The following is a 17687-nucleotide window of genomic DNA, read 5'->3' on the forward strand; positions in this document are numbered from 1 at the left end:
AGCTGCTCAAAGAGCTTTAGGTCACCTATGATCTAAATGCTTTTTTATCGGATCACACCGCGTTGTTTAAGATCGATTAAGCACAAATCCACCAGCTCATCGACACTCTTTTCTCCCGCGGGCAAATCGATTTCAGGGTTCTCTGGCGCTTGATATTCCGAATCAATACCAGTGAAATTAGGAATCTCTCCCGCACGGGCTTTACGGTATAAACCCTTAGGATCTCGACCTTCGCAAACCTCTAGAGATGCATTGACATACACTTCGATAAACTCGCCTTCTGGCAATAAATCGCGCACTAACTTCCGCTCTGCACGATGCGGTGAAATAAACGCCGACAGAACAATTAAACCCGCATCTGCCATCAACTTCGCCAGTTCACCAATACGACGAATGTTCTCGCGACGGTCCTGTTCAGAAAAACCTAAATCGCTACACAAACCATGTCGTACATTGTCACCATCCAATAAATAGGTGTGGTAACCCAATGCTGCAAGGCGATTTTCCAACGCCCCCGCTACGGTTGATTTACCCGCTCCAGATAAGCCAGTGAACCACAATACGGCAGGTTTTTGCTTCTTTAATTCAGCACGAAACTGTTTATCAACCGAATGCTGGTGCCAAACAATGTTTTCATCTTTTACCGTCGTTTCGGCAGTCATAACGTATCCTTGTAAATATCGGAATTAAAACGGGAAAAAGACCGGGATCAAAGTAAGTACTAATACAGAGTACACAATCGAAATTGGCACTCCAATTCTCACGTAGTCGGTCAATTTGTAATTTCCTACGCTGTACACCAGCAGGTTAGTTTGGTAACCGTAGGGAGAGATAAAGCTCGCACTCGCGCCGAACAAAACCGCCATGATGAATGGCATCGGATCCACGCCATAACCCACCGCCATGCTATAGCCGATAGGAAAAGAAAGCGCAGCCGCGGCATTGTTTGTCACCAATTCAGTGAGTACCAATGTCATGATATAAGTCGCCACCAAGGCACCAAATACTCCCCAGCCATTAAACGCTTCAATAAACATCACTCCCATTCTTTCTGACAATCCAGAAGAGATCATCAGTTGAGCAATAGACAAAGCGGAACCGACAATCACGACGATATCGATCGGAAAACGGCGGCGCAGTTCTGAAATCTGCACAATGCCAAACGCAATAAGCGCGATAAGGTACGCAGCTAGACCTTTAATAATCGGTACTAACTCTAATAGAGCGCATCCAATTACGGCTGCAAAGCCCAGTAATACAATGGAAGACTTATTCGTATCAAGCCGAGCGCTAGAGTCCAAGTCATGCACTAAAACAAACTCTTTACGATGAGCTCGGCGTTCAGACTCAAAACGCTTTCCTGGAACCAGAACTAACGTGTCCCCAGGCGCTAAGGTAATACTACCCAAGCCACCTTCTAGGCGTTCGTGGCCTCGGCGAATCGCCACAACAACGGCATCGAATCGGTCGCGGAATCGGCTCTCTTTGAGGGTTTTGTAGCAAAATGTCGCCGACGAGCTCACCACAACTTCGATAAAGTTTTGCCCATTTAAGTGCTGCTGACCAAACAACTTGAGGCCCGGAATTTCTTGCAGGGTCGCGACGCTCTCAACATCGCCACAAAATAACAGGCGGTCTTTTGCATTGAGCACAAAATCCGGTCCCACAGAAGAAACAGTAACACCATCGCGCACCACTTCTGCAAGAAACAGTTTGCGCAGCGCACGTAAATTATTCTCGCTGATCGTACGCCCAACTAGCGGTGAGCCTGGCTCAACGCGAGACTCAAGAAAGTAAGGTAAATCTTCTTGACTTTGATCATCATAATTCGGTAGCAAGTAGCTCAGTGGGATAAGAATCAGCATCCCTCCCACCAGCACAGCCAAACCTATCATCGTAGGTGTAAAAAAGCTCAGGCTCGGTAAGCCTGCGTCTTCGACAAAGCTGTTGATGATTAAGTTAGTCGACGTACCAATCAAAGTTAACGTGCCACCAAAAATGGCGGCATAAGACAAGGGAATAAGTAATTTCGAAGGTGCATGCTGCTGATTACGCTTAATCGCCCCAATCAATGAGACAACCACAGCGGTATTATTCGTAAATGAAGAAAGCAAGGCGGTCGACACACCGAGCTTAGCAATCACGCTGCCTAACTGACCCTCAGAGATACTTCGGCTCACCCAACTGATCAGCAGTGTTTTTTCTAGAGCACAGGATGCAAGAATCAATAGAACCAGGGTTAACAATGAAGAGTTGGTAAAATTGGATGCGATAGTGGCTGAATCCATCATCCCAGCCATGAATGCAATAAAAGCGGCACCCGCAAAGACGTAACTAGGCTTAATTTTCGTGACAAGCAAGCAAGTGATAATGCCAAGCAAAATCGCTAACACAAACCCTTGTTCCCACATAGCCTTTCCTTACCAAATAGCCCCAAAGGGCACAACAACGACTCATTTATCCATGAAACACCGACAAACGAGTAAACAGACAAAAATCAGCGCAAGCGAAAAGAACATCAGAATGCTCGGTTTTCTTGGGCTCCACCGAAGCATTCTGGTATTAGGAGAATACCTAACGACATTTCGCAATTCAGTTAGGTAGCGACGCCCCAAGTACAACAGCAGACAGAGCCTGAAATTATCGTACTTGGGTAAGCCAGTTACTTTTTCAGAAACTGGCTGACGTCTTTTGCTTCCCAGTGTGGGAAGTGTTTACGGACAAGCGCATTAAGCTCAACTTCAAACGCAGAGATGCCCGTCAAATCGCGCTCAACCACGGCGAGGCTCTCTTTAACCATGCCAGCACCAACCGTCACGTTTGTCAGACGATCGATAATGATAAAGCCACCGGTATCTGCACAGTCTTGATAATTGTCCAGCGCGACTGACTCATTAAGAGACCATTCACACAAACCAATACCATTCAATGGCAGCTCTGCCGAGCTATGAGTCGAGAGATTATTAATGTCATATTGATGACGAATCGCTTCAACATGACCTACGGTTTTCTTACCTGCGATTTTGATGTCATAGTCACGACCCGGTTGCAGGGGGTGCTCTGTCATCCATACCACATCGGCAAGCAAATGGTTTGTGGTTTCCACTTGAGCATTATCTAGAACAATCAAATCGCCACGGCTAATATCGATCTCATCGCTTAGCGTCAGAGTGACAGCTAATCCGGCACGAGCTTCTTCGATATCACCATCAAAGGTCACAATACGAGCCACAGTTGACGTTTTACCCGATGGCAATGCTTTAATGGCATCACCGACTTTGATCGAACCAGAAGAAATGGTCCCCGCAAAACCACGGAAATCGAGGTTAGGACGATTAACGTATTGCACAGGGAAGCGGAATTCACCCGCGCCTTTTTCTTGATCCACATCGACCGTTTCAAGAAGCTCAAGCAATGATGGGCCTTTAAACCAAGTCAGGTTTTGGCCTTTATCCACCACATTGTCCCCTTCAAGCGCTGAGATCGGGATGATTTGAATATCAATATCCCCTGTCAGATTCTCAGAGAACTTCAAATACTCGTCGCGGATCTCTTCAAAGCGCTCTTGGGAGTAATCCACTAAGTCCATCTTGTTGATCGCCACAACAAAGTGCTTCAAACCCAACAGGTTGGAAATGAAAGAATGACGACGAGTTTGATCGAGAATGCCCTTACGTGCATCAACCAGAATCACAGCTAAGTCACATGTCGATGCACCTGTAGCCATGTTACGTGTGTACTGCTCGTGTCCAGGGGTATCTGCAATGATGAATTTACGTTTCTGCGTCGAGAAATAGCGGTAAGCCACATCAATCGTGATCCCCTGCTCACGCTCAGCTTGTAAGCCATCGACCAACAACGCAAGGTCGGGCTTTTCACCCGTGGTACCCACACGTTGGCTGTCTGAGTGCACTGCTGCTAGCTGATCTTCATAAATTTGTTTTGAGTCATGGAGTAAGCGACCGATTAATGTACTTTTACCGTCATCCACCGAGCCACAAGTCAAGAATCTAAGTAACGACTTGTACTGGTGTTGTGTTAAATAGCCTTCGATACCAAGCTCGGCTAATTGAGCTTCAACTGCACTGTTCATTATCTTTCCTTAGATCCTTTAGAAGTAACCTTGACGTTTCTTAAGCTCCATCGATCCTGACTGATCGTGGTCGATCGCTCGGCCTTGGCGCTCACTCGACGTTGCCACCAGCATCTCTTCGATAATGCCAGTTAAAGTGTTTGCTTCAGACTCGATGGCCCCGGTCAATGGATAACAACCAAGGGTACGGAAGCGCACACTCTTCTCTTCAATCACTTCACCCGGTTGAAGCTCCATACGATCATCATCAACCATGATCAGCATGCCATCGCGTTCAACAACTGGGCGTTTGTCCGCGAGGTAAAGCGGCACGATCTCGATGTTTTCTAAATAGATGTATTGCCAGATATCAAGCTCAGTCCAGTTAGACAGCGGGAATACACGAATGCTCTCACCCTTATTAACCTGACCGTTGTACGTCTTCCATAGCTCAGGACGTTGGTTTTTAGGGTCCCATGTATGGTTCTTATCGCGGAATGAATACACGCGCTCTTTCGCCCGTGATTTCTCTTCGTCGCGGCGCGCGCCACCAAAGGCCGCATCAAAACCGTACTTGTTCAGCGCTTGTTTTAAGCCTTGAGTCTTCATGATGTCAGTGTGCTTAGAAGAACCATGAACAAACGGGCTACAGCCCATGGCTAGACCTTCTGGATTCTTATGTACCAAAAGCTCAAAACCGTATTTGGCCGCGGTGCGATCACGAAATTCAATCATCTCGCGGAACTTCCAATCGGTGTCAACATGCAGCAATGGAAATGGAATCTTACCTGGGTAAAAAGCTTTACGCGCAAGGTGCAGCATCACTGATGAGTCTTTACCAATCGAATACATCATGACTGGGTTATCAAACTCAGCCGCAACTTCACGGATGATGTGGATACTCTCCGCTTCGAGTTGTTTAAGGTGAGTTAAACGTTGTTGGTCCATGTTTTGTATTTCCTTTTTAAGCTTGAAGGCGCATTACGTCTCTAATCTTTGGTCTGAAATTATATGGAGTTGGCAATAGCACTTTTGTTGAATTCAGTACTAGACAAAAACCAGTCTAACTTTTGAGACAGTCGCACTACCTCTCCGACAACAATCAAAGATGGCGACTGTGCTTCCTTCGATAAATCAGAGAGTTGGGAGAGTTCTCCCGTAAATACTTTTTGTTGAATCTGCGTGCCACGCTCAATAATGGCAATCGGAGTCGACGCTGAACGACCATGCTTAATGAGTTGATTCTGAATATAGTGTGATTTCATCAGCCCCATGTAGATCACTAAAGTCTGATTCCCACGCGCCAACGTGGACCAATCCATCTCATCACTTTCTTCTTTCAAGTGGCCAGTCACAAAGATGGCCGATTGCGCATAATCACGATGAGTCAGTGGAATACCAGCATAAGCGGTTGCGCCAGCTGCTGCGGTAATGCCAGGGACAACTTGAAAACGAACGCCGGCATCAGCAAGCACTTCTAACTCTTCACCACCACGACCAAATACAAACGGATCACCACCTTTAATGCGCACTACTTTGTAGCCCTGCTTGGCAAAATCCACCAAAAGCTGATTCGTCTTCTCCTGCGGCACACTGTGATGCCCAGCTCGCTTCCCAACGCACACCAAAATCGTATCGCTTGGAATCAATGCCATGATTTCTTCAGACACCAAGTAGTCGAACAAAACCACGTCAGCTTGCTGCAAGCAGTTCAGTGCTTTCACCGTCAGAAGTTCAGGATCGCCTGGTCCTGCACCTACTAAGGCGACTTCACCAGGCTGTAGCGATTGCTTTGCAAAACGAGTAACACCAGCGACTGGGTTGTCAGAAACTAACCGGGGCTTTGGTTTAGGAAAAGAAGTGACTGAATCGTTCGTTGCCATGTGCTTGCTCATCGTCCATTGATATCGTTATGCAAGCATTATGGCGGGGCGTTTATATTACCTGAAATTCTAAAATTTCATTTTTTATTCAAAAATCTGCTAAGAAGTTTTTGTTTGGTCTCATTCAAAAGCGTGAAAAAGTCGGCGGTTAATATGAATAAGGTTCAGTAAACTGATTAATGTTCACAGTTTTCTGTATCTTTATCATCGAGTTGCACCTGTGTTTGATACATTACGCAGTACAATTTCCCCTTATCATTGAATTGGAGCACCAAATGAAAGTGGCAGTTCATCCTATTTCCCTCGCAGTATTAAGTGGCATGCTAACGCTTGCTGGTCCAGCAATGGCCGATACCATCAAGCTTCGTATTATCGAAACCACCGACATTCACACCAACGTGATGGATTACGATTACTACAAAGACCAACCATCACAGCAAATCGGTTTAAGTCGCGCAGCAACAATAGTGAAACAAGCTAAGTCCGAGGCTGAAAACTCGGTACTAGTAGATAACGGTGATTTAATTCAGGGCAGCCCAATGGGCGATTACATGGCGGCAAAGGGGATTAATCCCGGCGACGTGCACCCAGTCTACAAAGCGATGAACAAGCTAGACTACGATGTGGGTAATATTGGCAATCATGAGTTCAACTATGGCTTAGATTTCCTACAAACGACGTTGAAGGGGGCAAACTTCCCTTACATCAATGCAAACGTATTTGATAAACAAACCGGTGAGCATTACTTCAAGCCTTACCTCATCAAAACTCACACATTTAAAGACACAGACGGCGAAGCGCATCAAATAAAAGTGGGTTACATCGGCTTTGTACCACCACAAATTATGGTATGGGATAAGAAGAACTTAGAAGGCAAAGTCTTTGCTAAAGACATTAAGGAAACAGCAGAGAAACTGATTCCTCAAATGAAGAAAGAAGGCGCAGACGTGATTGTGGCGATTCCACACTCGGGCATTTCTACTGATCCATACAAGCTAGGCGCTGAAAACTCTGTTTACTACCTCACAGAAGTTGAAGGTATTGATGCAATTGCTTTTGGCCACTCTCACGCAGTCTTCCCAGGGAAAGACTTCGCAAACCTACCTGGTGTTGATATAGATAAAGGGACCATCAATGGTGTAACGTCCGTGATGCCGGGTCGCTGGGGAAGTCACGTAGGTGTGATGGATTTGATGCTGAAAGAGAAAGACGGCAGATGGCAAGTCGTCGAAGGCCAAGCAGAAGCACGCCCTATCTTCGATAAAGTAAATAAGAAGTCATTAGCTAAAGCCGATGAAGATATTGTGAAAGCGTTAGAAGAAGATCACAAAGGCACTCGTGAATTTGTAAACCAACCAATCGGCAAAGCAAATGATGTCATGTACAGCTTCTTGGCATTAGTGCAGGACGACCCCACCATTCAAATCGTTAACCTTGCTCAGAAAGACTACGTAGAACGCTTTATTCAAGGCGACCCAGACCTTTCTGACATTCCAGTACTGAGTGCGGCAGCACCATTTAAAGTCGGCGGTCGTAAGAACGATCCGAATAACTTTACAGAAGTAGAATCCGGTCAGCTCACCTTCCGTAATGCGGCCGATCTTTACTTATACCCAAACACCTTGGTTGCGATGAAAGTGAAAGGTAAAGAAGTTCGCGAATGGCTAGAGTGCAGTGCGGGTCAATTCAACCACATCGACATCAACAATCCTAAACCGCAATCTTTGATTGATTGGGATAATTTCCGTACTTACAACTTCGATGTTATTGATGGGGTTAACTACCAAATCGACGTTACCCAACCGCCGAAGTACGATGCGGATTGTAAAGTGATTAATCCAGCTTCTCAGCGCATTGTGAATCTGACGTTCAATGGTAAGCCTGTCAATCCGAAGCAAGATTTCATCATCGCAACCAATAACTACCGTGCTTATAGCAATACTTTCCCTGGTACAGGCCCAGATTTCATTGCATTTGACGCACCAGATGAAAACCGCTCTGTCGTCGCCACTTATATTTCTCGCGTGAGTGAAGAAAAAGGAGAAGTGACACCAAGCGCTGACAACAACTGGTCTTTCGCACCGATTAAGTCCGATAACAAGCTAGATATTCGTTTCGAAACATCCCCTAGCGATAAAGCGGCGCAGTTCATCAAAGAGAAAGGACAATACCCAATGAAACGCGTGTCAACAGACGACATTGGTTTCGCAATTTATCAAATCGATCTGAATAAATAAGGTTGATTTGACAACAACACTAAGCGGCTCTCATGAGCCGCTTTTTTGTTATCAATAAAACCCGTTAAAATAAAGAAAACCGTTTCCGAGTTATCACATGCACAGCGATCTTTTTTCAGACTTAGTCAAACATGGCTTTTTAGAGACAGAAGCAAACCAACTTATTGAAAATGGTGAGTTACTCGAACTGCCTACACGCCACATTCTTAATCACCAAGGGGAGTTTAGCTCACACCTTTACTTCATCATTGAGGGGTTATGCCACGCAAGCTATCTCACGGAGCACGGCAAAGAATTCAGTAAAGAATTTTATTGGGAGAAGGACTGGGTTATCGGGTTTGAGAGCATAATAAAGGACCAACCTTCGCCTTACTTATTGGAAACGCTGAGCGCTTGTCAGCTATTTTGCTTGCCAATTGAAACGTTGCATCACTGGCGAGCAGAAAAGCACGCCATTTACTTAAAGCTACTCGAAAACCAACTGGTTAATAAAGAGAATAAAGAACGCTTTATGTTGCTCCACTCTCCAGAAGAACGATATCAATTATTTTGCGCTCATTACCCAGATTTAAAGCAACGTATTACCGATAGTCAAGTTGCGGCCTACCTGGGCATTACGCCAATCAGTTTGAGTCGAATCAAAGCACGCTTAACCAAAGATCACACTCTCAAATAAACTCAAAAAAGAAAAAGCTCTTCAAACGAAGAGCTTTTTCTCTGCTATTTGAGCTAGTTAAGAATTCGCGCCCGGAATTGGCGCCCTTTCATCTTGCCGTTACTAATGGTCTGTAGAGCCTTTTTAGCCACAGACTTTTCGACGGCAACATAAGCGCGTACAGGGAATAGGTGGATCTTTCCGACTTGAGAGCCTGGAATACCATTTTTTCCTGTCAAACAACCTAAGATATCACCCGGTCGTACTTTCTGTTTCTTACCGCCATCAATGTTAATCGTCACCATCTTCGCTTGGTATGGCTGCTGATTTGATTTGGCAGGCAATGTTGCTGGTACCACGTCCATCTCTAGGTATTCTTCAATACGAGCTACACGTAAACCGTCTTTCTCACCAAAAAAGCTGAACGCTAAACCTTTACTACCCGCACGACCTGTACGACCAATACGGTGCACATGAACCTCAGGATCGCGCGATAGCTCAAAGTTAAACACAGCATCAAGATTATCAACGTCCAAACCACGCGCCGCAACGTCTGTTGCAACAAGGATAGACACACTCTTGTTAGCAAACTGCACCAATGCTTGGTCGCGTTCACGCTGCTCTAAGTCCCCATGGATATCGATAACGCTGAATCCTTTGTGATGCAACTCATCTGCGACACTTTGAACTTCTTTTTTGGTATTACAAAAAACCACCGCGGACTCTGGCTGGTGAGTCAGCAGCAAATTCGCCAACGCTTCATCACGTGCTTCCGAGCCTTCAACTTTATAGAAGTACTGCGCAATGCTTGAGGTATCATGCGTCGATTCCACCTTAATCACTTCCGGTGTCTGCATTATACGCTGCGCAATTTGCTCAATTTTTTCTGGAAAAGTAGCACTGAAAAGTAGAGTTTGACGCTGCTTTGGCGCTGCATCAATAATCGCATCTAATGCGTCTTGGAAACCCATGTCCAACATGCGATCAGCTTCATCTAGCACCAAGGTATTCAGTTCGCTAAGATCAATTCGGCCTTTCTCAAGGTGATCCAAAATACGACCAGGAGTACCAACTAGGATATGCGCACCATGCTCTAACGAACCAATTTGTGGCCCCATTGGCATCCCACCGCAGAGAGTAAGCACTTTAATATTATGAATGCCGCGACCTAAAGTACGAATTTCCTTCGCTACTTGATCTGCAAGCTCACGTGTTGGACACAATACTAATGACTGGACACGAAAGCGTTTGACGTTGAGGTTCGATAAAACCCCTAAACCAAATGCAGCGGTTTTACCTGAGCCCGTTTTACCCTGCCCGATGACATCACGATGTTTTAGGATTGCAGGCAAGCTCAAAGCTTGAATTGGCGTCATGTGGGTATAGTTCAGGGAATCAAGTGTGGCGAGTAACGCTGGGTTCAGCCCAACTTGATCGAATGTTTGTTTGCTCACGGGGATATCCTCAGGTGAGATGGAAAGAGGGCACATTATCACCAGATTTGGTGGGAAAACCAGTGCTAATTAACCTTTGTTAATGAGTATGAGCTCAAAACAAAGTAAAGTCAGTCACTCTATTCTCATTACGGATAACAACATGCTCACTTGGATTACTTTGCCCTTTGCTCAGCTAACAACCACACAGCTGTATGAAATGATGAAATTGCGTGTGGATGTATTCGTTGTTGAACAAACCTGCCCTTACCCTGAACTTGATGGTAAGGACACACTGGAAGGCGTTTATCATCTAATAGGCTATCACGGTGATGAACTGGTTGCTTGCGCAAGATTACTGCCCGCAGGCACTACGTATGACAATGTGAGTATTGGTCGAGTGGTGACAAAGCAGACCGCGCGAGGCGGTGGCTTAGGTCATAAGTTATTGGACAAGGCCTTGGCACAATGCGAAACATTATGGCCAGGACAGACAATAGATATAGGTGCTCAAGAACACCTCATCCAGTTTTATGCTAGTCATGGATTCAAGGTTATCTCAGAGTGCTATCTTGAAGATGGTATCCCTCATGTGGATATGCGGAAAGAATCCGTAGCGCTATAAGTTTCAATTCGATTGGTTACTATGAAAACTAATCGAATTAAAAAACTAACTAAAAAGACGCGATATATTCGCGTCTTTTCATTTGAAGCGTTTACTTGTTACGCCCAAAGGTCCCATCCGACAAACGGAAAAACATAACGGACCGCCCGCTTTTTTCCAGCTGTAGCATATCTAACTCGCCTTCGTCACTAAGCTTAAAGCGAATCAACTGTCCCTGCTTTATTTGGCTTAGCGGCTTATCACTGCCTTCTATTTTGACCAGAGCGCTAAGATCCGCCATAGAGAGCTGATTACTTCTGAAAACCTGCGCTAATGTATCACCATTTTTAACCGTGTACTCTTTCCAATCTTCAGATTTCGGTCCAGAGTTCTGAGAGGTTCTCTGCTGGCTTAAACTCTGCGCGTTCAGCTCAATCGCTACGCGTTGATGATCGACCTCAGTCTGCTCAACTGGTTGATCTGTTTTATTTGGCAAAGGAATAACAAGGAGTACCAGAATCAATGGCACTAAGACCATCAAAGCACGCTGATGAAATTTAGGCAGACGCAACCAAAACTGCTTAACAGGCTGTATACGCTCCAACCATTGCTCTTTGTTGAACGGCTGCTTCCAGTCGATAGCAGCGAATTTTTGTTTAACCAATTCGACATAGTCGACTTGCTGCTTTTTCTTTCTGCGACGATTCATTGTAATGAGTCCCTTAATACTTCTACGGTCAGTATAAAAATACCGACGCGGAGAGTATATGTTTTTCACCAAACTAAAATGGAATTGGGATTAAATTAGCAGAAATTTCACTTGGAGTAAGAGATAAGTCACAACCTGGCCGCCTCAATTAAGCATTCAGTCGCAATCATTTAAACCTAAGCTCGAAACTGATATCCTGTTACCTTTATCACTCCTAATAAGAGCGACATTCATGTCTGAAATTAAATTTGAAACTGCAGAACAAAAAGCAAGCTACGGCATTGGTCTGCAAATGGGTCAGCAACTTGCAGGCTCTGGTCTTGAAGGTCTTAGCGTTGATGCTATCGCAGCAGGTATTGCAACAGCACTAACTGGTGACATGCCATCAATCGAAATTGATGAAATCAACAAAGCACTACAAGAACTTCACACTCGTGCAGAAACAGCTCGCCAAGAAGCAGCAAAAATTGCGGCAGCAGAAGGCGAAGCGTTCCTAAAAGACAACGCTCTACGACCTGAAGTTAACGTTCTAGACTCTGGTCTTCAGTACGAAATCATTTCTGAAGGTACTGGTGCAGTTCCTACAGCAGAAAGCTCAGTTCGCGTTCACTACCACGGTGAGCTAACTGACGGTACTGTATTCGATAGCTCTGTATCTCGCGGTCAACCTGCTGAATTCCCTGTTACAGGTGTAATCAAAGGTTGGGTAGAGGCACTACAACTAATGCCTGTTGGCTCTAAGTGGAAGCTATACGTACCACAAGATCTTGCGTACGGTGAGCGTGGCGCTGGTGCGGCTATCCCTCCATTTGCAGCTTTAGTTTTCGAAGTAGAACTATTAGATATTATCTAATTGAAACCATTTTCAATTATGATTAAATAAAACGGCGCACTAGCGCCGTTTTTTTGTCTAAACTGAATAGACTTTCTCACCTCTGAACCTTTCACTCTGATAGCCTTTAAAAATAAAATCACTTTTAAAAAACGCTCAACCTTTGGAGGTACTATGCGTAAAACACTCCTAACTCTAGCACTCCTATCAATCAACATTGGTAGTGCGCACGCATTCTTAGATTCAGTCACTCAAAAAAGTAAAGAAAGTGGCCTGATGGACATGGTCGGCAGCAGCTTGAACACCGAGTCGTCTCCATTAACAGACATGCTAACTAGCCAATTACCAGTATCCACTGAGCAAGCAGCCGGAGGCAGTGGTGCACTACTCGCTTTGGCTCAAAGCCAGCTTTCGCAAGAAAATAGTAGTGAGTTACAGTCTTTGATTCCTGGACTTTCAAACTTGCAAGGAGCACAAAGCTTACTAGGAAATATTGAGAATATCAGTGCAGTAAAAAGTGCATTCGATACGTTAGGTTTAGACCCATCTATGATCAGTCAGTTTGCTCCAGTAATCTTGGATTACTTGAACAAGCAAGGCGCTAGCGAAGGGCTTCTAAGTTCGTTGGGCGGGTTGTGGAATACTAGTAAATAAGCGCAAGTGATAGTCACTTTTTAAATTGCCAGTCTGCATGGGTTGAAATAAATGCAGGCTGGATATAAAGGTTTACTGAATTACAGATACAAAAAAGCCGAGCTAATGCTCGGCTTTCTCGTTCTTACGAACTGATTACTCAGCAGCTTCTTCAGCAGCTGGGCGATCTACAAGCTCAATGTAAGCCATTGGAGCTTTATCACCAGCACGGAAGCCAGCTTTTAGGATACGAGTGTAACCGCCCTGACGAGCAGCAAAACGTGGACCTAGTTCGTTAAATAGTTTTGCAACTACTTCGTTGTCACGAGTACGTGCAAATGCTAGACGACGGTTAGCAACACTGTCAGTCTTAGCTAGTGTAATCAAAGGCTCAACTACGCGACGTAGCTCTTTTGCTTTTGGCAAAGTAGTCTTGATAACTTCATGACGTACTAGAGAGCTAGCCATGTTGCTGAACATCGCTTTGCGATGTGAGCTGTTGCGGTTGAGTTGACGACCACTCTTACGATGGCGCATGACCTAATCCTTCTAACTAGTATCGATTAATCTTCAGCGATTGATGCAGGTGGCCAGTTTTCTAGGCGCATGCCCAGAGACAGACCACGTGACGCAAGTACGTCTTTAATCTCAGTAAGAGATTTTTTACCAAGGTTAGGCGTTTTAAGTAGCTCAACCTCAGTACGTTGTACTAGATCACCGATGTAGTGAATCGCTTCTGCTTTCAAACAGTTAGCAGAGCGAACTGTTAGTTCAAGATCGTCTACAGGACGCAGTAGGATCGGATCGAATTCTGGCTTCTCTTCCTTCTCCTCAGGAACTCGTACATCACGAAGATCTACGAATGCATCCAATTGTTCAGCTAGGATTGTAGCTGCACGACGGATTGCTTCCTCAGGTTCTAGAGTACCGTTTGTTTCCATATCGATAACAAGCTTGTCTAGATCAGTACGCTGTTCTACACGAGCTGCTTCTACAGCGTAGGCAATTTTGTCTACTGGGCTGTAAGTAGCATCTACTAGTAGGCGACCGATAGGACGCTCGTCTTCTTCGTTATGGATACGCGCAGAAGCTGGAACATAACCACGACCACGTTCAACTTTGATACGCATTGCGATCTCAGCGTTGTCATCCGTCAGGTGACAAATTACGTGTTCAGGGTTAGCGATCTCTACATCACCATCATGGGTGATGTCACCTGCAACCACAGGGCCCGAGCCTGATTTGTTCAAAGTAATGAACACTTCATCTTTGCCTTCGGCAACGCGCACAGCCAAACCTTTAAGGTTTAGAAGAATTTCAAGAATATCTTCTTGAACGCCTTCTTTCGTGCTGTACTCATGAAGTACGCCTTCAATTTCTACTTCTGTTACAGCACAACCTGGCATAGAAGATAGAAGGATGCGGCGAAGTGCATTACCCAGAGTATGACCAAAGCCACGCTCTAATGGCTCAAGAGTTACTTTTGCGTGAGTCGAGCTGATTTGTTCGATGTCAACTAGACGTGGCTTAAGAAATTCTGTTACAGAACCCTGCATTGTGTCCTCTCTTTAGTTTAAACCTTACTTAGAGTAAAGCTCGACGATCAATTGTTCGTTGATGTCAGCTGATAGATCAGAACGTTCAGGCATACGCTTGAATGTACCTTCCATCTTGCCACCATCTACTTCAATCCAAGTTGGTTTTTCACGTTGTTCAGCAACTTCTAGAGCTGCTTTGATACGAGCTTGCTGTTTAGCTTTCTCGCGAATAGAAACAACGTCATTAGCCGCTACTTTGAAAGAAGGAACGTTTACAACTTTACCGTTTACTAGGATAGCTTTGTGGCTAACTAGCTGACGTGCTTCTGCGCGAGTTGCGCCAAAGCCCATGCGGTAAACTACGTTATCAAGACGACCTTCAAGAAGCTGAAGTAGGTTTTCACCAGTGTTGCCTTTTAGGCGAGCAGCTTCTTTGTAGTAGTTACGGAATTGTTTTTCTAGAACGCCGTACATACGACGTACTTTTTGCTTCTCACGAAGCTGAACGCCATACTCAGATAGACGACCGCGACGAGCGCCGTGTACACCTGGTGCGTTATCAATTTTACACTTGGTATCGATCGCGCGAACACCAGACTTAAGGAATAAGTCAGTGCCTTCACGACGGCTAAGCTTCAGCTTAGGACCCAAATATCTTGCCATGATTCTTCTCCAATTGTCCTAGAAACGTTATACGCGACGTTTCTTAGGTGGACGACAACCGTTATGAGGGATTGGTGTAGCATCAACGATGTTTGTGATGCGGAAACCAGCGGCGTTTAGTGCACGAACAGTAGATTCGCGACCTGGACCAGGACCCTTAACCATAACTTCCAAGTTCTTTAGGCCGTATTCTTTAGCCATTTCAGCACAACGCTCAGCAGCAACCTGTGCAGCGAACGGAGTAGACTTACGAGAACCACGGAAACCAGAACCACCTGCAGTAGCCCATGCAAGAGCGTTACCTTGACGGTCAGTAATGGTTACGATTGTGTTATTGAAAGAAGCATGGATGTGCGCAACGCCATCTGCAACTTGCTTGCGTACGCGCTTACGAGCGCGAGTTGGTTGTTTAGCCATTGTACTCTACCTTCCCGATTATTTCTTGATCGGCTTACGCGGACCCTTACGGGTGCGAGCGTTGGTTTTAGTACGCTGTCCACGTAGTGGTAGACTGCGACGATGACGAAGACCACGGTAACAGCCAAGGTCCATAAGACGCTTGATGTTCATAGATACTTCACGACGTAGATCACCTTCTACAGTGTACTTAGCTACACCATCACGCAGTTGATCGATCTGCTCTTCAGTTAGTTCACTGATCTTAACATTTTCAGCAATACCCACTTCAGCTAGGATAGCTTGAGAACGAGTTTTACCGATGCCGTAGATCGCTGTTAGAGCGATTACTGCATGTTTCTGATCAGGAATGTTAATGCCTGCTATACGGGCCATTATTCACTCCTAAGTGTTTCTATAAAAGAATTAGCCGCAGCAAAGCCCGTTATGGATACGCTGCGGAATACTACTTCTTTTGCACGCAAAAGGTAGGCCGAGGAATATACTCGACCCAACCTTCATTTTCAAGTAAAAATTTCTGCTAATTAGCCTTGGCGCTGTTTGTGCTTTGGCTCACTGCAAATCACGCGAACGACACCGTTACGCTTGATTACTTTACAGTTACGGCAGATTTTTTTAACGGAAGCACGAACTTTCATTGCTAAACTCCGTAAATGAAACTGAGTCTACCGCCGGATTAACGGCCGTAGCCTTTCAGATTCGCTTTCTTCAACACAGAATCATACTGTTGAGACATCAGATGAGTCTGTACCTGTGCCATAAAGTCCATAATTACAACAACTACGATTAGTAGCGATGTACCGCCGAAGTAGAAACGTACGTTCCACGCGACCATCATGAACTCGGGAATCAGACAGATAAAGGTAATGTACAGTGCACCAGCAAGGGTTAAACGTGTCATTACTTTATCAATGTATTTCGCTGTCTGCTCACCTGGGCGGATACCGGGTACGAATGCACCAGACTTCTTCAAGTTATCTGCTGTTTCACGCGGGTTGAAAACCAACGCCGTGTAGAAGAAACAGAAGAAGATAATTGCTGCTGCATAAAGCATTACATACAACGGTTGACCTGGGCTAAGAGCCAAAGACACGTCAGTTAACCAACCGAACGCGCTGCTCTCACCGTTTTGACCAAACCACTGAGCCAATGTTCCTGGGAACAAGATAATACTTGATGCAAAAATCGCTGGAATTACACCTGCCATGTTAATTTTAAGAGGCAAGTGCGAGCTTTGCGCAGCAAATACTTTACGACCTTGTTGACGTTTCGCATAGTTAACGACGATTCGGCGTTGACCACGTTCCATGAAAACAACGAAGTAAATTACTGCAAAAGCTAATACCGCGATTAGCAACAGAAGAAGTACATGCAATTCACCTTGACGCGCTTGCTCGATTGTTTGACCGATTGCAGAAGGCAATCCAGCAACAATACCTGCAAAAATCAGTATCGAAATACCGTTACCAATTCCGCGCTCTGTAATTTGTTCACCTAACCACATCAAGAACATGGTACCGGTTACTAAACTTACGGTAGCAATTAGCGTAAACATGGTTTGGTTGATAACAACCAGATTGTCGACCATGTTTGGTAGGCCAGTTGCAATACCTATAGCTTGGAAGGTTGCAAGTACAAGCGTGCCGTAGCGTGTGTATTGGCTTATCTTACGACGGCCTGCTTCACCCTCTTTTTTGAGTTCAGCTAACGCTGGATGAACTACAGTTAGCAATTGGACAACAATAGATGCCGAAATATACGGCATGATGCCCAATGCTAATATAGATGCACGCTCAAGAGCACCACCGGAGAACATGTTAAACATTTCAACGATGGTACCTTTTTGCTGTTCGAACAAATCGGCAAGTACAGCAGCGTCAATACCAGGAATCGGCACAAAAGAGCCGGCTCGGAATACTAAAAGTGCACCAATTACGAATAACAAGCGCGACTTTAGTTCACTTAAGCCGCTCTGAGCACTACGAAAATCTTGTCCTGGTTTCTTAGCCAT

Annotated in this window: 19 protein-coding genes; 5 read left to right on the forward strand and 14 right to left on the reverse strand. The window is 45.2% G+C overall.

Annotated features, from left to right (window positions below):
- Nucleotides 1-44 precede the first annotated feature (44 nt).
- From cysC to cobA, 5 genes are all read right to left on the reverse strand, one after another.
- Entirely contained in the window at nucleotides 45-662 is a 618-nt protein-coding gene (gene cysC / locus R8269_RS10625) for an adenylyl-sulfate kinase (RefSeq protein WP_005379598.1), read from the reverse strand.
- A 24-nt stretch (nucleotides 663-686) separates the two neighbouring features.
- Nucleotides 687-2411, reverse strand: a complete 1725-nt coding sequence (locus tag R8269_RS10630) for an SLC13 family permease (RefSeq protein ID WP_047101907.1) — start codon at nucleotides 2409-2411, stop codon at nucleotides 687-689.
- Between the two features lie 251 nt (nucleotides 2412-2662).
- The gene (gene cysN / locus R8269_RS10635) at nucleotides 2663-4093 is read right to left on the reverse strand and encodes a sulfate adenylyltransferase subunit CysN (protein WP_047101905.1); all 1431 of its coding nucleotides are present in this window, start codon (nucleotides 4091-4093) and stop codon (nucleotides 2663-2665) included.
- 18 nt (nucleotides 4094-4111) lie between these two features.
- The gene (gene cysD / locus R8269_RS10640; RefSeq protein ID WP_005379592.1) at nucleotides 4112-5020 is read right to left on the reverse strand and encodes a sulfate adenylyltransferase subunit CysD; all 909 of its coding nucleotides are present in this window, start codon (nucleotides 5018-5020) and stop codon (nucleotides 4112-4114) included.
- Nucleotides 5021-5079: 59 nt separating this feature from the next.
- Nucleotides 5080-5955 carry a uroporphyrinogen-III C-methyltransferase gene (gene cobA / locus R8269_RS10645; RefSeq protein ID WP_167426973.1) on the reverse strand — a complete coding sequence of 292 codons (876 nt, stop codon included), beginning with the start codon at nucleotides 5953-5955 and terminating at the stop codon, nucleotides 5080-5082.
- A gap of 275 nt (nucleotides 5956-6230) precedes the next feature.
- Between cobA and cpdB the strand changes: the two genes are divergently transcribed.
- The gene (gene cpdB, locus R8269_RS10650; RefSeq protein ID WP_318222529.1) at nucleotides 6231-8192 is read left to right on the forward strand and encodes a 2',3'-cyclic-nucleotide 2'-phosphodiesterase; all 1962 of its coding nucleotides are present in this window, start codon (nucleotides 6231-6233) and stop codon (nucleotides 8190-8192) included.
- Between the two features lie 97 nt (nucleotides 8193-8289).
- Nucleotides 8290-8868 (forward strand): Crp/Fnr family transcriptional regulator, encoded by a 579-nt coding sequence (locus R8269_RS10655; protein ID WP_054579272.1) that lies wholly within the window; start codon nucleotides 8290-8292, stop codon nucleotides 8866-8868.
- A 53-nt stretch (nucleotides 8869-8921) separates the two neighbouring features.
- On the opposite strand, the gene dbpA is transcribed toward R8269_RS10655, so the two are convergent.
- Nucleotides 8922-10301: an ATP-dependent RNA helicase DbpA gene (gene dbpA, locus R8269_RS10660; protein ID WP_054579273.1), complete on the reverse strand. Its 1380-nt coding sequence runs from the start codon at nucleotides 10299-10301 to the stop codon at nucleotides 8922-8924.
- A gap of 142 nt (nucleotides 10302-10443) precedes the next feature.
- On the opposite strand from dbpA, the gene R8269_RS10665 reads away from it, so the two are divergent.
- A complete protein-coding gene (locus R8269_RS10665) occupies nucleotides 10444-10905 on the forward strand; it encodes a GNAT family N-acetyltransferase (protein ID WP_017820295.1) in 462 nt (153 codons plus the stop codon).
- Nucleotides 10906-10996: 91 nt separating this feature from the next.
- On the opposite strand, the gene R8269_RS10670 is transcribed toward R8269_RS10665, so the two are convergent.
- Nucleotides 10997-11593, reverse strand: a complete 597-nt coding sequence (locus R8269_RS10670; RefSeq protein WP_017820296.1) for a LysM-like peptidoglycan-binding domain-containing protein — start codon at nucleotides 11591-11593, stop codon at nucleotides 10997-10999.
- Between the two features lie 232 nt (nucleotides 11594-11825).
- Between R8269_RS10670 and R8269_RS10675 the strand changes: the two genes are divergently transcribed.
- Nucleotides 11826-12446, forward strand: coding sequence for an FKBP-type peptidyl-prolyl cis-trans isomerase (locus tag R8269_RS10675; protein WP_005383137.1), 621 nt, complete (start codon nucleotides 11826-11828; stop codon nucleotides 12444-12446).
- 153 nt (nucleotides 12447-12599) lie between these two features.
- Complete coding sequence (locus R8269_RS10680; RefSeq protein ID WP_017820297.1) at nucleotides 12600-13079, forward strand: DUF2780 domain-containing protein; 480 nt, start codon at nucleotides 12600-12602, stop codon at nucleotides 13077-13079.
- 135 nt (nucleotides 13080-13214) lie between these two features.
- Here the strand turns inward: R8269_RS10680 and rplQ are convergent, their stop codons facing one another.
- The 7 genes from rplQ to secY all read right to left on the reverse strand — a co-directional run bounded on the left by rplQ (nucleotide 13215) and on the right by secY (nucleotide 17687).
- Nucleotides 13215-13595, reverse strand: a complete 381-nt coding sequence (gene rplQ / locus R8269_RS10685; RefSeq protein WP_005383141.1) for a 50S ribosomal protein L17 — start codon at nucleotides 13593-13595, stop codon at nucleotides 13215-13217.
- A 26-nt stretch (nucleotides 13596-13621) separates the two neighbouring features.
- Nucleotides 13622-14614 carry a DNA-directed RNA polymerase subunit alpha gene (locus tag R8269_RS10690; protein WP_005383143.1) on the reverse strand — a complete coding sequence of 331 codons (993 nt, stop codon included), beginning with the start codon at nucleotides 14612-14614 and terminating at the stop codon, nucleotides 13622-13624.
- Nucleotides 14615-14638: 24 nt separating this feature from the next.
- Complete coding sequence (rpsD, locus tag R8269_RS10695) at nucleotides 14639-15259, reverse strand: 30S ribosomal protein S4 (RefSeq protein WP_005383146.1); 621 nt, start codon at nucleotides 15257-15259, stop codon at nucleotides 14639-14641.
- 27 nt (nucleotides 15260-15286) lie between these two features.
- Nucleotides 15287-15676, reverse strand: a complete 390-nt coding sequence (gene rpsK, locus R8269_RS10700; protein ID WP_001118870.1) for a 30S ribosomal protein S11 — start codon at nucleotides 15674-15676, stop codon at nucleotides 15287-15289.
- 18 nt (nucleotides 15677-15694) lie between these two features.
- Entirely contained in the window at nucleotides 15695-16051 is a 357-nt protein-coding gene (gene rpsM, locus R8269_RS10705; protein WP_005383154.1) for a 30S ribosomal protein S13, read from the reverse strand.
- 149 nt (nucleotides 16052-16200) lie between these two features.
- Nucleotides 16201-16314 (reverse strand): 50S ribosomal protein L36, encoded by a 114-nt coding sequence (gene rpmJ, locus R8269_RS10710; RefSeq protein WP_000868186.1) that lies wholly within the window; start codon nucleotides 16312-16314, stop codon nucleotides 16201-16203.
- A gap of 38 nt (nucleotides 16315-16352) precedes the next feature.
- Nucleotides 16353-17687, reverse strand: a complete 1335-nt coding sequence (gene secY, locus R8269_RS10715) for a preprotein translocase subunit SecY (RefSeq protein ID WP_005379562.1) — start codon at nucleotides 17685-17687, stop codon at nucleotides 16353-16355.

This window comes from Vibrio sp. Vb0667, from assembly GCF_033391095.1.

Bases quoted from the DNA above. Each gene is read 5' to 3' on its own strand.
- cysC (WP_005379598.1), bottom strand. From the start codon at position 662: ATGACTGCCGAAACGACGGTAAAAGATGAAAACATTGTTTGGCACCAG.
- R8269_RS10655 (WP_054579272.1), top strand. From the start codon at position 8,290: ATGCACAGCGATCTTTTTTCAGACTTAGTCAAACATGGCTTTTTAGAG.
- rpmJ (WP_000868186.1), bottom strand. From the start codon at position 16,314: ATGAAAGTTCGTGCTTCCGTTAAAAAAATCTGCCGTAACTGTAAAGTA.
- cpdB (WP_318222529.1), top strand. From the start codon at position 6,231: ATGAAAGTGGCAGTTCATCCTATTTCCCTCGCAGTATTAAGTGGCATG.
- rpsK (WP_001118870.1), bottom strand. From the start codon at position 15,676: ATGGCTAAACAACCAACTCGCGCTCGTAAGCGCGTACGCAAGCAAGTT.
- cobA (WP_167426973.1), bottom strand. From the start codon at position 5,955: ATGGCAACGAACGATTCAGTCACTTCTTTTCCTAAACCAAAGCCCCGG.
- R8269_RS10670 (WP_017820296.1), bottom strand. From the start codon at position 11,593: ATGAATCGTCGCAGAAAGAAAAAGCAGCAAGTCGACTATGTCGAATTG.
- R8269_RS10680 (WP_017820297.1), top strand. From the start codon at position 12,600: ATGCGTAAAACACTCCTAACTCTAGCACTCCTATCAATCAACATTGGT.
- R8269_RS10665 (WP_017820295.1), top strand. From the start codon at position 10,444: ATGCTCACTTGGATTACTTTGCCCTTTGCTCAGCTAACAACCACACAG.
- R8269_RS10675 (WP_005383137.1), top strand. From the start codon at position 11,826: ATGTCTGAAATTAAATTTGAAACTGCAGAACAAAAAGCAAGCTACGGC.
- secY (WP_005379562.1), bottom strand. From the start codon at position 17,687: ATGGCTAAGAAACCAGGACAAGATTTTCGTAGTGCTCAGAGCGGCTTA.
- rplQ (WP_005383141.1), bottom strand. From the start codon at position 13,595: ATGCGCCATCGTAAGAGTGGTCGTCAACTCAACCGCAACAGCTCACAT.
- R8269_RS10630 (WP_047101907.1), bottom strand. From the start codon at position 2,411: ATGTGGGAACAAGGGTTTGTGTTAGCGATTTTGCTTGGCATTATCACT.
- rpsD (WP_005383146.1), bottom strand. From the start codon at position 15,259: ATGGCAAGATATTTGGGTCCTAAGCTGAAGCTTAGCCGTCGTGAAGGC.
- rpsM (WP_005383154.1), bottom strand. From the start codon at position 16,051: ATGGCCCGTATAGCAGGCATTAACATTCCTGATCAGAAACATGCAGTA.
- R8269_RS10690 (WP_005383143.1), bottom strand. From the start codon at position 14,614: ATGCAGGGTTCTGTAACAGAATTTCTTAAGCCACGTCTAGTTGACATC.
- cysD (WP_005379592.1), bottom strand. From the start codon at position 5,020: ATGGACCAACAACGTTTAACTCACCTTAAACAACTCGAAGCGGAGAGT.
- cysN (WP_047101905.1), bottom strand. From the start codon at position 4,093: ATGAACAGTGCAGTTGAAGCTCAATTAGCCGAGCTTGGTATCGAAGGC.